Source organism: Allobosea sp. FW305-C-101 (assembly GCF_058783685.1).
Genome location: NZ_JBYSYT010000001.1, coordinates 893,233 through 907,970 on the forward strand (window position 1 = coordinate 893,233; position 14,738 = coordinate 907,970).

Consider the following 14,738-nt stretch of genomic DNA (forward strand, 5'->3'; position numbering starts at 1 on the left):
GGATCCCGGAGTTCCGCTTCGCTCCATCCGGGATGACGGTAGAGGTTCGTGCGCTCTCTCAGGCCGCAGAGGCGGCGTTGCGCATTGCGTCTTCCGAAGCGAGGAAGGCCGCAACCTCCGGGCTCGGCTCCGGGCTCTCCGCGGTGACGCCGATCTCGCCGAGCAAACGCGCGACCGGGACATAGGCCCGCGCCTTCTTGTCGTAGAGGGCGGCGCGGACCAGCGCGACCGCAGCGACGATCTCGGTACCGTCACGGCCAGCCATCAGCATGCGGTGCTGCATCACCAGCCAGCTCTCGCTCCAGCAGATGATCTTCGTCTCGACACGGAACGGGCGGAACAGGCGCATCTCGCGGCGGAAGCGGATCGTGCCGGCATTGACCACCGGCAGCCAGCGATGGCGCAGCACCGCGCGCCAGAGGCCGCTGCGCAGCATCAGGTCGAGCCGGCCGAGGTCCATCAGCGTCCAGTAGCGGCCGTTGTTCATGTGCAGGCTTGTGTCGAGATCGTGGAACCAGACCCGGAAGGGCAGGACGGACGCGTCTGCCGGCAGGTCGAGCCGCGGGCGGAAGCGCGTCGTCAGCAGGAGCCAGATCAGGCGGAACCAGAGATTCATGGGGAGCTTTTCGGCGCTGGATCGATCGGAGCTGTGCCTCCATGTCATGGAGATGCCGGCACTGTCGATCATGCTATCGTCTGCCACTGCTCCGGAGCCCGTCCTTGCCCACCCTCCACGTTTCCCCGCTGTCGCGGCTCGACGAGACAGTCGCAGCCGTCCGCGCTCGACATCTCGTGACGCTGATCAATGTCGGCACCACGGTCGCACGGCCGCCGGGAATCACGGCCGAGCGGCACCTTTTCCTGGGGATGTCCGACATCAACCAAGCGCTCGACGGCCATGTCCTTGCAGGGCAGGAGCATATGGCGCGGCTCCTCGCCTTCCTGCGCGACTGGGATCGCGCGGAGCCGATGGTGATCCATTGCTGGGCTGGGATCAGCCGTTCGACGGCTGCCGCCTATATCGCCGCCTGCGCGCTTGGCCCCGACCGAGACGAGGATGAGGTGGCCGGCGCCCTGCGCGCCGTTGCCCCGTCCGCCACGCCGAATGCCCGGCTCGTCGCGCTGGCCGATACGGCGCTCGGACGGCGCGGCCGGATGATCCGCGCGATCGAGCGAATCGGGCGCGGCGCCGACGCCTTCGAAGGCACGCCCTTCGCCATGCCGCTCGCCTGAATCCCCGCTTGGGATCACGCAGCTTCCTGCGCGCTTTCCGAGCAGGGGCTGTGAATGCTACGGCGTCTACGCCAGATCGCTGCAGAAGATTGCTTGCCTCGAACGAATTTTGCGACGATGCATCGCGCGGGAGGCCTTCATTGTGACCACGACGATCGAGCTCGATTCGCGCGACCGCTCCATCCTGCGGATTCTCCAGCAGGACGGGCGCATCACCAATTCAGACCTCGCCGAGAAGGTGCATCTGTCGCCCTCGGCCTGCCTGCGCCGCGTGCGCCAGCTCGAGGAAAGCGGCCTGATCCGCGGCTATGCGATGATGCTCGACGACAAGATCGCGGGCTTTCCCGGCACGGCCTTCGTCTTCGTCACGCTCGACCAGCAGGGCCGCGCCTCGCTGGAGAGCTTCGAGCAGGCGGTGCAGAGCCTGCCGGAGATTCTCGAATGCCATCTGCTGGCCGGCGCGCATGATTATCTGATGCGCGTGATCTATCGCGACAGCGCCGATTTCGAGCGCATCCATACCGACATCATCACGCAATTGCCGGGCGTCACCCGCGTTCAGTCGACGCTGACCTTGCGCACGATCAAGAAGACTTCGGCCCTGCCGGTCTGAGTCAGGAGCGCCCCGAGACGGGTTGCGGCCGGACGCGCTCCAGCCGATAAGCTCACCCGCAAAGAGGAATCAGGCCGTGAGCGAAGAGAAGACCAACGCCGATGTCGCCGCCCTGCCCTTCGAGGCGGCGATGAAGGAACTCGAAGCCATCGTCGCGCGGCTGGAGCGCGGCGACGTACCGCTCGAGGAATCGATCGCCATCTACACGCGCGGCGAGGCGCTGAAAGCGCGCTGCGACGCGCTGCTGAAGCAGGCGGAGGCCCGGATCGAGCGCATCACGCTCGGTGCCGACGGCAAGCCGACGGGCGCCGCCCCGCTCGACGTCGAGAACTGAGCTGGCAGAGCGCCAAGGCGCTTTAAGACGGGATCACCACGCAATGCCGCGGCGCCCCGGGTGTCGCGGCATTGCATTTCTGCCAGCGGCCGGTTGCGGCCGGGCGCTTGCCTGCGCGCCTCTCCGGAGCGAGATTCGGCCTCAACCAAGGAGGCCCTCATGTCGCAACTCCCCGCCGACGATCCGATCCTGGGCGATGCCCGCTCCTGCGAGGCGATCGAGAAGGTGATCGTCCCCCGCTCCCATGATCTCGGCGGCTTCCAGGTCCGCCGGGCGCTCCCGGCGATCGGCCAGCGCATGGTCGGCCCCTTCATCTTCTTCGACCAGATGGGCCCGGCCGAGTTCCATCTCGGCGAGGGGCTGGACGTGCGCCCTCACCCGCATATCGGGCTCTCGACCGTGACCTATCTGTTCGACGGCGAGATCATGCATCGCGACTCGCTGGGCACGGCGCTCGCGATCAAGCCCGGCGCGGTGAACCTGATGACGGCCGGACGCGGCATCGTCCATTCCGAGCGCACCGGCATGGAGGCGCGCGCCACCGGCCCGAAGCTCTACGGCATCCAGGCCTGGCTCGCCTTGCCGAAGACACATGAGGAGGTCGCGCCCGAGTTCAAGCATCACGGCGCAGGCGATCTGCCGCGCATCGTCGAGGGCGGCAAGCGTATCAGCCTGATCATGGGCTCGGCCTATGGCCAGACCTCGCCGGTCCAGTTCCCGTGGGATGCGCTCTATGCCGAGGCGGTGCTCTCGCCCGGCGCGATCCTGCCGCTCGATCCCGACTATGACGAGCGCGCGATCTATATCGTCTCCGGCAAGGTCGACATCGCCGGCGACGAGTTCGGCGCAGGCCAGCTCCTCGTCTTCAAGCCGGGCGACCGCATCTCGATCCTCGCCATCGACCAGGCCCGCGTCATGATCGTTGGCGGCGAGCCGATGGACGGCCCGCGCAACATCTGGTGGAACTTCGTCTCGTCCTCGAAGGAGCGGATCGAGCAGGCCAAGCACGAGTGGAAGACCGGCCGCTTCGACACCGTGCCCGGCGACGAGAGCGAGTTCATCCCGCTTCCCGAGGGCTGATGACGCCTCAAACGGCCTCGGAAATATCCCGCAGGCGCGGCACCCGCGAGAAGCCGATCAGGAGCAATTGGACCAGGAAGCCTGCCGTCGCCAGCGCAAGGCAGGCGGCGATGCCGAGGTTTGCTGCGACGGAGGCGCCGATCGCGGCGCCGATCGGCCGCGCGCCGAAGGTCGCCGTCATGATCAGGGCGGAGACACGGCCCAGCATCGCGTTCGGCGTCACCGCCTGCCGCAATGTCATGGTCGAGATCGTCCAGATGATCGGCCCGACGCCGAACAGGAAGAAGCTCGCGGCGACCAGATAGACCGAGGGCATCCAGAGCGTCGCGAACATCACGCCGGCCGCGCATAGCCCGGCGAAAGGCCCGAGCAGGATCAGCGTTCCGAAGGTGACTTGCCTCGCGATGGCCGGTGCGAGGATGGCGCCGACGATCATGCCAGCGCCGTAGATGCCCAAGGAGATACCGACCTGCGTGGCGCTCAGGCCCAGATTCTGGACGGCATAGGCGACATAGACCGCCTGGAAGATGAACCAGGAGACATTGAAGAACACGGCGGTCATCAGGATCGGCCGGAGCAGATCATGGCCGGCGACGAAGCGGGCGCCCTCCTTCAGGTCATGCAGCAGGTCGCGGCGCGGGCCTGACGGCGCCTCGTCCTTCGGTAGTCCGGCCAGCAGCATCGCGGCGAGGATCGAGAGCCCGGCCGCCAGCCCATAGGCCGTCGAGACGCCGATCCAGCCGACGAGCGCCCCGCCCAGCGCCGGGCCGCCGGCATAGGCGGCGCTGCGCGCCAGCTCCAGCCAGCGATTGGCGTCGGCAAGTCGCTCGCGCGGCACCACCGAGGGAACGAAGGCCGGCGCGGCGACGCTGTAGCAGACCGTGCCGATGGCACCGAGCGCGCCGAGCAGTGCGAGCCAGCTCAGGTTGAGGCTGCCAGCTGCGAGTAGAAATGGGATTGCGAGCAGCGAAACGGCGCGCAGCACCTCGGTACCGACCATGAGCCGGCGCCGCGAGGCGCGATCGACCATCAGGCCGGCGGGAATCGACAGCAGCAGGAAGGGCAAGGTCTGCGCCGTCTGCAGCCAGCCGGTCTCGGCCGGCCCGGCCGCGAGCAGGAGCACGGCCGCCAAAGGTGCAGCGGCAAGCGCGATCTGCTCCGAGAACTGGGCGAAGAGATTGGACCAGCCGATGCGGCGGAATGCCGTAGGCAAGGGCGTGGCATCGGTCGGTTGCATGGTCTGATATCCCCGGAAGCGGTCGTGTACGCACTGAAATGCGTTGCCGGCGCCGGAACCACCCGTTTCGTGGCAAGGCGACGCGCGCCGTCGACTTGGTCGAAAACGCAACTGCGGTTTGCAAGCGCGGCGCGCAGGCTCTATTTCGAGGGCATTCCAGCGAAGGATCAGACAGCCTCGTGCCCCGTCCCGCCACGCCGCTCCTCGACACGATCCACGACACCGCCGACCTGCGGGCCCTCGACGACGCGAAGCTGCGCCAAGTCGCCGACGAGCTCCGGCTCGAGACGATCGACGCCGTCTCCGTCACGGGCGGGCATCTCGGCGCCGGGCTCGGTGTGGTCGAGCTCACCGTCGCGCTGCACCACGTCTTCGACACGCCGCGCGACCGCCTGATCTGGGATGTCGGCCACCAGGCCTATCCGCACAAGATCCTGACCGGGCGGCGCGAACGCATCCGCACGCTGCGCCAGCCGGGCGGCCTGTCCGGCTTCACCAAGCGCACCGAGAGTGCCTACGACCCGTTCGGCGCGGCGCATTCCTCGACCTCGATCTCGGCCGGGCTCGGCATGGCGGTCGGGCGCGATCTCGCCGGCGAGCGCAACAACGTCATCGCCGTGATCGGCGATGGCGCCATGTCGGCCGGCATGGCCTATGAGGCCATGAACAATGCCGGCGCGCTTGGCTCGCGGCTCATCGTCATCCTCAACGACAACGACATGTCGATCGCTCCGCCGGTCGGCGCCATGTCGGCCTATCTGGCACGCCTCGTCTCGGGCCGGACCTATCGCTCGATCCGCGAAGTCGCCAAGCAGCTCGCCGAGAAGCTGCCGCGCTTCTTCCATGACAAGGCCAAGCGTACCGAAGAATATGCCCGCGGCTTCTGGACGGGCGGGACGATGTTCGAGGAACTCGGCTTCTATTATGTCGGGCCGATCGACGGGCATAATATCGACCATCTGCTGCCCGTGCTGCGCAATGTCCGCGATGCCGAGAGCGGCCCGATCCTCGTCCATGTCGTGACCCAGAAGGGCAAGGGCTACGCCCCGGCCGAGGCCAGCGCCGACAAGTATCATGGCGTGGTCAAGTTCGACCCCGTCACCGGCCAGCAGGCCAAGGCGCCAGCCAATGCGCCGAGCTACACCAATGTCTTCGCCCAGGCCCTGATCAAGCAGGCGCGCGAGGACGACAAGGTCGTCGCCGTCACTGCCGCGATGCCGTCCGGCACCGGGCTCGACGCCTTCGGCAAGGAGTTCCCGGGCCGCACCTTCGATGTCGGCATCGCCGAGCAGCACGCCGTGACCTTCGCGGCCGGCCTCGCGACCGAAGGCTACAAGCCGTTCGTCGCGATCTACTCGACCTTCATGCAGCGCGCCTATGACCAGATCGTGCATGACGTGGCGATCCAGAAGCTGCCCGTGCGCTTCGCGCTCGACCGCGCCGGGCTCGTCGGCGCCGATGGCGCGACCCATGCCGGCTCCTTCGACATCGCCTATCTCGCCTGCCTGCCGGACATGGTGGTGATGGCGGCGGCGGATGAGGCCGAGCTCACCCATATGGTCGCGACCGCCGCAGCCTATGAGGACGGGCCGATTGCCTTCCGCTATCCGCGCGGCGAAGGCGTCGGCGTCGAGATCCCCGACGTCGGCGTACCCCTCGAAATCGGCAAGGGCCGCATCGTCCGCGAGGGCTCGCGGATCGCACTGCTCTCGCTCGGGACGCGTCTGGCCGAATGCCTCAAGGCCGCGGATTTGCTGGCGCAGCGTGGCCTGTCGACCACCGTCGCCGATGCCCGCTTCGCCAAGCCGCTCGACGAGGCGCTGATCCTGAAGCTCGCCCGCGAGCATGAGGTTCTCGTCACGGTCGAGGAAGGCTCGGTCGGCGGCTTCGGCAGCCATGTCCTGCATCTGCTGGCGCAGAACGGTGCGCTCGATGCCGGCCTGAAGATCCGGAGCCTGACGCTGCCCGACGTCTTCCAGGACCATGACAAGCCGGACGCGATGTATGCCGCCGCTGGGCTCGACGCCGCCGGGATCGTCAAGGCCGTCGAGACTGCGCTTGGCCGGCCCAGCGCAGTGAAGCTGGCCTGACGGCGCCGGCATGAAGAGCCGGGCCGACCAGTTGCTCGTCGAGCGCGGCTTCTTCGAGAGCCGTGCGCGGGCGCAGGCCGCGATTGCGGCGGGGCTGGTCACCGTCAACGGGACGCCTGTGCGCAAGGCCTCGGAAATGGTGGCCCATGATGCCGAGCTGACCGCGCAGGCGCCGCATCCTTACGTCTCGCGCGGCGGGCTGAAACTGGCGGGTGCACTCGATGCCTTCGGCTTCGATCCGCAGGGGCTGACCTGCCTCGATGTCGGTTCCTCGACCGGCGGCTTCACCGACCTGCTCTTGAAGCGCGGCGCGCACCATGTCGTCGCCGTCGATGTCGGGCGTGACCAGCTCCATCACTCGCTAAGGACCGATCCGCGCGTCACCAGCTTCGAGGGGCAGGATATCCGCACGCTGGAGGTCGAGGCCCTGCCCGAGCGGCCGAGCCTGGCTGCGATCGATGTCAGCTTCATCTCGCTCAAGCTGGTGCTGCCGGCAGTCGCTGCCCTGCTTGCGCCGACCGCCGGCATCGCGGCGCTGATCAAACCTCAGTTCGAGGCCGGCCGCGCTGCGCTCAAGAAGGGCATCGTGCGCGACGAAGCGATCCAAACCCAAGTCTGCGACGAGATCGTCGCGACATTGCAGGGGCTGGGCTTCGCGGTTGAAGGTCCGATCCCCTCCCCGATCGAGGGCGGCGACGGCAATCGCGAGTTTCTCGTGGGAGCGCGGCGCTAGCATCGGGCCGAAAAGTGGCATGCACTTTTCGGAATGATCCGATGCTGCAACGAATGCCTAACTAGCGCGCCAGCAAGGCGTCGATCTGCGCCTGGAGGGCCGTATCCTCGAACTTTCCGATATCGATCGAGCCATTCGCGTTGATGAACTGGGTTGTGCGGGCGATCTGCCGACGCAGGGCCTCGCTGGCGACCTCGATGATGACCGGCAGCTCGGGCTGAGGCGGCGTTTCCGCGAGAAGCGCCGTCACCGTGCGCACCAGCCGCGTCATCGCATGGCAGGCCTCGTCGAAGGCCCGGGCCCGGTTCGGGTTCAGATCGTCGTAAGCAGCGAGAGCCGAGGCGGCGCAGCGCAGGGCCGATGCGGCGAAATGCTCGCGATAGCCGACGGATTGCCAAGCCTGGAGATCGGCGAGGATGGTCTCGTCCATCGCGACCATCTCGATCAGCATCAGGGCTTCGCTGTAGCGGTTGAGAAAATCGGTCGACAGACGCGGGTGGGCACCGGCATCGAGCCGTTCGGCCACCGTTCCCGCCAGCATGTCCGTCGCGATGACGCTCATCCGCTACCCCAAATCGGCGCGACTATGTTGGTGCAACCGCAAATAAAGTGTTGATTCCGAGCGCTCGTCTCGACGTAAACAGCGGGCATGTGCGGACGCTATGCGATCACCCTGCCACCCGAGGCGATGCGCGAGACCTTCGGCTATCGCGAGCAGCCGAATTTCCCGCCGCGCTACAATATCGCGCCGACGCAGCCGGTGCCGATCGTCAGGCTGCATGACGGCGCGCGGCAGTTCATGCTGATGCGCTGGGGCTTCATTCCCGGCTGGGTCAAGGACCCCAAGGATTTCCCGCTCGTCATCAATATCCGCATGGAGAGCGCGGCCGAAAAACCCTCCTTCCGCAACGCCCTGACGCGGCGGCGCTGCCTGCTGCCGGCGGATGGCTTCTACGAATGGCGGCGCAGCGGCACCGGCAAGGAAGCCCGGAACGAAGCCTTCCTGTTCCGCAAGCCGGATCGCGGTCTCTTCGCCTTCGCGGCGCTGTGGGAGACCTGGCATTCGCCTGACGGGTCCGAGATCGACACGGTCGCGATGATGACGGGGCCGGCGAACGGCACGATGGCCCCGATCCATCACCGCAGCCCGATCATCCTCGATCCCCGCGACTACCAGGCCTGGCTCGATCCGCAGGCCACGCCTGAACAGACCGGGCGCCTGCTCAGGCCGCCGCCGGACGAGCTGCTGGAGGCCGTCGCCATCGGCAACGCGGTCAACAAGGTCGCGAATGACTCGGCCGAAATTCAATTGCCGCTGGCCGAGCTTCCGCATCAGGAAGCGCCCGAGGAGCCGAAGCGCCATGCGCGCAAAGCGACCCGGCCTCCCGCGGATGACGGGCAAGGCAGCCTGTTCTAGCGCCGGATTCGTGCTCTGATCCCTGTCAGAAGACGACGAGGAGACGCTGACATGCACGGCCGCCGCCCCACCATGACCTCCCGCCACGGCATGGTCGCCGCCGCCCATCCCCTGGCGGCACAGGCCGGCGCAAAGCTACTGGCACAGGGCGGCAACGCCTTCGACGCCGCTGCCGCCACCGCCGCCGCGCTCAACGTGGTCGAGCCTTTCATGTCGGGGCTCGCCGGCATGGGCCTCTCGACGATGTGGGTCGCGGCCGAGAAGCGCGTGCGCGTGCTCGATTTCGTGCCGCCGATCCCCGCGAGCTTCCCGGCTGACCGGTTCAGCCAGCGTACCGATCTGGAGCGCGGCGCGCTCGCCGTCGCCTCGCCCGGCAATCTCGCCGGCTGGTGCGAGCTGGTGAAGACCTATGGCCGCAAGTCTCTAGCCGAGGTCTTCGCGCCGGCCATCGCGCTGGCGCGGGACGGTTTCGCGCTGGCCGAGTTCGGCGCGGCGGAGTTCGAGGAGAACGACCCGCTCTTGAAGGCGATTCCCGCGCTCTATCCGGCCTGGTCGAAGAATTACCAGCCCAACGGCCCGATGCATCTGGGCTCCGTGCTCGTCCAGTCGGATCTCGCGAAGACGCTGAGCGAGATCGCCGAGAAGGGGCCTGAGCATTTCTATCGCGGCGCTCTCGGCGAGAAAGTCATCGCGCATCTGCAGGCGCTCGGCGGCTCGCTGACCATGGCCGATCTCGCGGCTGTAAAAACGGTCTGGCGCGAGCCGATGGCGGCGAGCTTCCAGGGGCTCTCCGTGCATGTGCCGCCGCCGCCCTGCGAGGGCTTCCAGTTCCTGCTGACCTTGCGCCTGCTCGACGGGATCGACCTCGCTTCGAAGCCGCGGGACGGGGCTGATCATCTCGACCTGGTCTATCGCGCGATCCGCCTCGCGGCGGGCGAGCGCATCGCCCATAACAACCCCTCGCCGGAGAAGCTCGCCGAGATCATGTCGGAGGCCTCGGTCGCGCGCCTGCGCCAGCGCCTGACCGACGGCAAGCCAGTGACCGGTCCCACGGAGCAATGGGTGCCGCAGGACAAGGAAGACCCGGCGCACACCACCTCGCTCTCCGTCGCTGACGCCGAGGGCAACCTGATCTGCATCACGCAGAGCCTCGGCAGCCCGTTCGGCAGCGGCGTGGTCGTGCCCGGCACGGGGCTCTGCTTCAACAACTTCCTGTACTGGGCCGATGTCCAGCCCGGCAGCCCGAACCGCTCGAAGCCCGGCGACGAACTGCCAATGTGCATGTCGCCCACGCTCTCGACCCGCGACGGCAAGCCCGTACTCGCGCTCGGCACGCCCGGCAGCTACGGCATCATGCAGACGCAGGCTCAAGCCATGGTCCAGCATCTCGTCTACGGCCTGCCGCTGCAGGAGGCGATCGAGGCGCCGCGCGCCCGGCTCTGGGACGGCCGCCTCGTCGAGCTCGAGAACCGGATCACGCCCGAGACGATCGCCGAGCTGGTCAGGCGCGGACACGAGGCGCGCGCCTTCGATGTCGGCTGGACGATGCGCTGCGGCGGCATGCAGGCGGTCGCGGTCGATCCCGCGACCGGCGTCTTCACCGGCGCCGCCGACCCGCGCCGCGACGGCTACGTCGCGACGCCATAGCTCAGGCGACGATCTCGCCGCGGAAGGCCCAGCGGGTCATCCGCCGCTCGACCAGGGCGCAGAGCGCATAGAGCGCGATGCCCATGATGGCGATGGAGAACAGGCCGGCGAAGGTCGTCGGCGCGTCGTTGCGCGCGCCGGCCGACAGCATCAGGAAGCCGATGCCGCGATTGCCGCCGACCGTCTCCGACAACACCGAGCCGACGAAGGCCAGCGTCACCGCGACCTTCAGGCTGGCGAAGAGATAGGGCATCGCGCGGGGCACGCCGACCTTGGTCAGGATTTCCCATTGGCTGGCGCCGAGCGAGCGCATCACGTCGCGCATCTCGGGCTCGATGGTGGCGAGGCCCGTGGCGACGTTCACGACGATCGGGAAGAACGAGATGACGAAGGCGGTGATCACCGCCGGCAGCGCCCCCACGCCGACCCAGATCATCAGGATCGGCACGATCGCGACCTTCGGGATCGCGTTGAAGGCGATCAGCAGTGGATACAGGCCCGAATAGACGAAAGGCGATGCGCCGACGGCCAGGCCGAGCAGCAGGCCGAAGCCGATCGCCAGCGCGAAGCCGATCAGCGTCGTCCAGAGCGTCTCCAGGCAGAAGCGCAGCAGGATGTCCCAGCGCAGGATCATCGTCTCGATGATGCGGCTCGGGCGCGGCGCCAGGATTTCCGGCACGTCGAAGACGATGCAGGCGATCTCCCAGGCCAGCAGCAACCCGCCCATGGCAAGCCAGGGCATGGCGAGAAGCAGGATGCGCTTCTGAGGTTCCGTCATGATCTTTGTCCTGCCGGGGGCCGCATCACGCATGCTCCATATGGATGCGCTCGCGCAGTTCATGGACGATATCGACGAACTCGACGGTGAAGGTCGTCTCCAGCGTGCGCGGACGCGGCAATTCGATCTTGCGGATCTTGACGATCTTTCCGGGGCGCCGGCTCATCACATAGACCGTGTCGGCCAAATAGACCGCCTCGCGCAGGTCGTGCGTGACCAGAACCGCGGTGAAGCGACGCTCCATCCAGAGCTTCTGCATCACGCCCCAGAGCTCCTCGCGCGTGAAGGCGTCGAGCGCGCCGAAGGGCTCGTCGAGCATCAGGATATCGGGCTCGTGGACGAGCGCGCGGCACAGGCTCGAGCGCTGCTGCATGCCGCCCGAAAGCTGCCAGGGATATTTCTGGCCGAAGCCGCCGAGGCCGACCGAAGCCAGCAGCGCCTCGCCACGCGCGACATACTCGGCCTTGTTGGCGCGGAAGCGGCGCTTGTGCGGCTCGACCACCTCCAGCGGCAGCAGGATGTTGTCGAGCGTCGTGCGCCAGGGCATCAACGTCGGCGCCTGGAAGGCCATGCCGACGCCGCGGATCGGGCCCTTCACCACCTGCCCGTGCACGCGGACCTCGCCGCCGGTCGGCGGCAGCAGCCCGGTGACGAGCTTCATCAAGGTCGACTTGCCGCAGCCGGACGGGCCGACCACGGCGATGAACTCGCCCTTGGCGATGGAAAGCGTCGCATCCTCCAGCGCCTGCATGCGGCCGGGGCCGCTGCCATAGGCGAGGCTGACCTGCCGCAGTTCGACGAGGGGACCTTCGTGTGTTTCAGCCATCCGGGCGTCGTCTCGGGCTTGCCCCGAGAAGCTCGGGGAGGAAAAGGCTCGGGCACGATGGCCGGGTCTGGCCCGGCCATGACGGCTGAGGATCAGGGGCCGAGCATCCGATCCGCCTTCGGCGGCAGGAATTTGCCGGTGAAGACCTTGTCCGGCTCAGGCGCGGACGGCAGCCCGAAGGCCTCGGCGACATCCTTGACCGAGCGGGCGAAGCGCGCGGGATCGACATCACCCATGCCGTTTGCCTTCACGAAGGGGGTGAGCACATTGAGCCTGAGCGACATGTCGAGGCGCTCGGCCTCCAGCTTCTCGTCGATCAGGGGATCGCGCTTCTTGGCGGCGGCGATGCCGATGGCCGGGTTGGCAGCGACTTCCCGCCAGGCCTTGGCGGTAGCGCGCAGGAAGCCGGTCACGACCTCCGGCTTCGCGGCCAACGCCGGCGAGACGATGATGCCGTTGCCGTAAACGTCCATCTTGTAGTCTGAGTAGTTGAAGGAGACGACATCCTCCGGTTTCACGCCGCGCGCCTTCAGGTCGAGGATCGACGAGAAATAGTGGCCGGAGATGAAATCGACCGTGCCTTGCACCAGTGACTGCTCGCGCAATTGCGGGGTCAGGTTGACGTGCTGGACGGAGGCCGCGTCGATGCCGTTCTTCTTGGCGAAGGCCGGGAAGAGGCGAAACGAGGCGTCGAAGACCGGCGCGCCGAGCTTCTTGCCGGCGAGGTCGGTCGGCTTGGTGATGCCGCTCTTCTTCAGCGCGTGGACGCCAAAGGGCGGAAAGTCATAGGCCATGAAAACGCAGAGGATTTCCTTGCCGACGTTCTTGGCGTTGTACTCGATCAGCGAGTTCACATCGGCGAAGCCGATGTCATAAGCGCCGGTCGCGACGCGCTGGACCGCGCCGGCCGAGCCCTGGCCGGGATCCATCGTCACATCGAGCCCCTCGGCCTTGTAGTAGCCCTTGTCGAGCGCGACGAGGAACGGCGAGGTCGGGCCCTGGAAGACCCAGTCGAGCGTGAACTTGATCGGCGCCTGGGCGGCCGCGGGCAGCGCACCGGCCATCGCAGCCGCTCCGGCCAGAGCCAGCGCGGCGAGCGCGCGGCGCGTCGGCCCCCTGCCCCGCTTGCGCGCACAATTCGACAGCATCCGCTTCACGCCGATCATAGCAGCCAACCCCTCATGTTATCGTTATGAGGGCGAAGGCTAGAGATGCCGCGAAAAGCGGTCAATCGAGCGGCCGGGCCATCCTGCCAAATTTTTGAGCAGGAGCCTCCGGCGACAGCCTTTCCCGGTGCAGGCTGCCGATTGGACGGTCAGGCTTGCGATCCGTGGCTCAGTCCTGCGCCAGCACGGCGCCCGGATTGAGAATCCGCTTGGGATCGAGCGTGCGCTTCAGCGTCCGCATCAGGTCGAGCTCGACGGGATCCTTAACGCCGGGCAGCAGGTCGCGCTTCAGGCGGCCGATACCGTGCTCGGCCGAGATCGAGCCGTGCAATTCGGTGACGATGGCGTGGACCGCCTCGTTCATCTCGCTCCAGCGCGCCAGGAAGCCGGCCTTGTCGGCGCCGACCGGCTGGCTGACGTTGAAATGGATGTTGCCGTCACCGAGATGGCCGAAGGGAACGGGCCGGCAGCCCGGCACCATCGCCTCTACCGCTGCGATAGCCCGCGCCAGGAACTCGGGCGTCGCGTGGATCGGCACGGAGACGTCGTGCTTGATCGAGCCGCCCTCATAGGTCTGCACCTCCGAAAGCATCTCGCGCAGCTTCCAGAAATCGGCACGCTGGGTCAGCGAGCCCGCCAGCGCCGCGTCGGTGACGATACCCTTCTCCAGGGCCTCGCCGAGGAAGGTCTCGACATGCTCGTCGAGCCCCGAGGCCTGTTGGGCCGAGACCTCCATCAACACATACCAGGGCGAGGGCTCGGAGAGCGGATCGCGCGTGCCGGACGCATGGCGCAGGACGAAATCCATGCCGATGCGCGGCATCAGTTCGAAGGTCGTGAGCGTGCCACCGGCGCCGGCCTTGGCGGCGTTGAGCAGTTCTAGCGCAGCAGCCGGATCGGGCACGGCGAGGAAGGCGGTGGCGCGGGCCGCCGGCGCGGGGAAGAGCTTCAGCACCGCCGCGGTGATGATGCCGAGCGTGCCTTCGGCGCCGATGAAGAGGTTCTTCAGATCGTAGCCGGTATTGTCCTTGCGGAGCTGGCGCAGGCCGTTCCAGATGCGCCCGTCCGGCAGCACGACCTCCAGGCCCATGCAGAGTTCGCGGGCATTGCCATAGGCCAGAACGGCGGTGCCGCCGGCATTGGTCGAGAGGTTGCCGCCGATGGTGCAGGAGCCTTCCGAGGCCAGCGAGAGCGGGAAGAGCCGGCCGGCGGCCTCCGCCGCATCCTGCGCCCGCTTCAGGGTGACGCCGGCCTCGACGATCATCGTGTCGCCATCGGTGTCGACGGCGCGGATCTTGTCGAGGCGCTGCAGCGAGAGGATGACCTCCCGGCCCTCGGAGATCGGTATCTGGCCGCCGACGAGACCGGTATTGCCGCCTTGCGGCACCAGCACCGTTCCGGTCTCGGCCGCAAGTTTCACCAGCTCGGCAACCTCGGCGGTCGAACCGGGGCGGACGACCCCTTGAGCCTTGCCGCGGAAGAGATCGCGCCATTCCTTGAGATAGGGCACCATCGCGTCGGCGTCGGTGATGACGTTCTTCGCGCCGACGATACCGGCCATGCGATCGAGAATTGCGCTCATCC

15 protein-coding genes are annotated in these 14,738 nt (G+C 67.5%); 8 read left to right on the forward strand and 7 right to left on the reverse strand.

Features of this window, described 5'->3' with window-relative positions; all coding sequences use genetic code 11:
• Positions 1–58: 58 nt before the first annotated feature.
• Complete coding sequence (locus tag AC3WMA_RS04215) at positions 59–616, reverse strand: thioesterase family protein (protein ID WP_492284138.1); 558 nt, start codon at positions 614–616, stop codon at positions 59–61.
• 104 nt (positions 617–720) lie between these two features.
• On the opposite strand from AC3WMA_RS04215, the gene AC3WMA_RS04220 reads away from it, so the two are divergent.
• The 4 genes from AC3WMA_RS04220 to AC3WMA_RS04235 all read left to right on the forward strand — a co-directional run bounded on the left by AC3WMA_RS04220 (position 721) and on the right by AC3WMA_RS04235 (position 3,260).
• Complete coding sequence (locus AC3WMA_RS04220; RefSeq protein ID WP_492284139.1) at positions 721–1,233, forward strand: tyrosine phosphatase family protein; 513 nt, start codon at positions 721–723, stop codon at positions 1,231–1,233.
• 142 nt (positions 1,234–1,375) lie between these two features.
• Positions 1,376–1,846, forward strand: a complete 471-nt coding sequence (locus tag AC3WMA_RS04225) for an Lrp/AsnC family transcriptional regulator (RefSeq protein WP_265058406.1) — start codon at positions 1,376–1,378, stop codon at positions 1,844–1,846.
• 76 nt (positions 1,847–1,922) lie between these two features.
• Positions 1,923–2,180 (forward strand): exodeoxyribonuclease VII small subunit, encoded by a 258-nt coding sequence (locus AC3WMA_RS04230; RefSeq protein ID WP_199086949.1) that lies wholly within the window; start codon positions 1,923–1,925, stop codon positions 2,178–2,180.
• A gap of 159 nt (positions 2,181–2,339) precedes the next feature.
• The gene (locus tag AC3WMA_RS04235) at positions 2,340–3,260 is read left to right on the forward strand and encodes a pirin family protein (protein WP_492284140.1); all 921 of its coding nucleotides are present in this window, start codon (positions 2,340–2,342) and stop codon (positions 3,258–3,260) included.
• A gap of 7 nt (positions 3,261–3,267) precedes the next feature.
• Here AC3WMA_RS04235 and AC3WMA_RS04240 read toward each other — a convergent pair whose 3' ends face one another.
• Positions 3,268–4,497, reverse strand: coding sequence for an MFS transporter (locus tag AC3WMA_RS04240; RefSeq protein WP_492284141.1), 1,230 nt, complete (start codon positions 4,495–4,497; stop codon positions 3,268–3,270).
• A 179-nt stretch (positions 4,498–4,676) separates the two neighbouring features.
• Between AC3WMA_RS04240 and dxs the strand changes: the two genes are divergently transcribed.
• Together dxs and AC3WMA_RS04250 are read left to right on the forward strand one after the other, a co-directional pair.
• Positions 4,677–6,587: a 1-deoxy-D-xylulose-5-phosphate synthase gene (gene dxs, locus AC3WMA_RS04245; protein WP_492284142.1), complete on the forward strand. Its 1,911-nt coding sequence runs from the start codon at positions 4,677–4,679 to the stop codon at positions 6,585–6,587.
• A gap of 10 nt (positions 6,588–6,597) precedes the next feature.
• Positions 6,598–7,320 (forward strand): TlyA family RNA methyltransferase, encoded by a 723-nt coding sequence (locus AC3WMA_RS04250; protein WP_492284143.1) that lies wholly within the window; start codon positions 6,598–6,600, stop codon positions 7,318–7,320.
• A 61-nt stretch (positions 7,321–7,381) separates the two neighbouring features.
• On the opposite strand, the gene AC3WMA_RS04255 is transcribed toward AC3WMA_RS04250, so the two are convergent.
• Positions 7,382–7,882, reverse strand: coding sequence for a hypothetical protein (locus tag AC3WMA_RS04255; protein ID WP_492284144.1), 501 nt, complete (start codon positions 7,880–7,882; stop codon positions 7,382–7,384).
• Between the two features lie 87 nt (positions 7,883–7,969).
• Between AC3WMA_RS04255 and AC3WMA_RS04260 the strand changes: the two genes are divergently transcribed.
• Both AC3WMA_RS04260 and AC3WMA_RS04265 read left to right on the forward strand, forming a co-directional pair.
• Positions 7,970–8,737: an SOS response-associated peptidase gene (locus AC3WMA_RS04260; protein ID WP_492284145.1), complete on the forward strand. Its 768-nt coding sequence runs from the start codon at positions 7,970–7,972 to the stop codon at positions 8,735–8,737.
• Between the two features lie 51 nt (positions 8,738–8,788).
• Entirely contained in the window at positions 8,789–10,384 is a 1,596-nt protein-coding gene (locus AC3WMA_RS04265; RefSeq protein ID WP_492284146.1) for a gamma-glutamyltransferase family protein, read from the forward strand.
• Between the two features lies 1 nt (position 10,385).
• On the opposite strand, the gene AC3WMA_RS04270 is transcribed toward AC3WMA_RS04265, so the two are convergent.
• The 4 genes from AC3WMA_RS04270 to AC3WMA_RS04285 form a co-directional block, all read right to left on the reverse strand.
• On the reverse strand, positions 10,386–11,162 hold the full coding sequence (locus AC3WMA_RS04270) for an ABC transporter permease (protein WP_257732576.1): 777 nt from the start codon (positions 11,160–11,162) through the stop codon (positions 10,386–10,388).
• 25 nt (positions 11,163–11,187) lie between these two features.
• Entirely contained in the window at positions 11,188–11,988 is an 801-nt protein-coding gene (locus AC3WMA_RS04275; RefSeq protein ID WP_492284147.1) for an ABC transporter ATP-binding protein, read from the reverse strand.
• Between the two features lie 92 nt (positions 11,989–12,080).
• A complete protein-coding gene (locus AC3WMA_RS04280; RefSeq protein WP_492284148.1) occupies positions 12,081–13,136 on the reverse strand; it encodes an ABC transporter substrate-binding protein in 1,056 nt (351 codons plus the stop codon).
• A gap of 187 nt (positions 13,137–13,323) precedes the next feature.
• Complete coding sequence (locus tag AC3WMA_RS04285) at positions 13,324–14,736, reverse strand: FAD-binding oxidoreductase (protein WP_492284149.1); 1,413 nt, start codon at positions 14,734–14,736, stop codon at positions 13,324–13,326.
• Between the last annotated feature and the right edge of the window lie 2 nt (positions 14,737–14,738).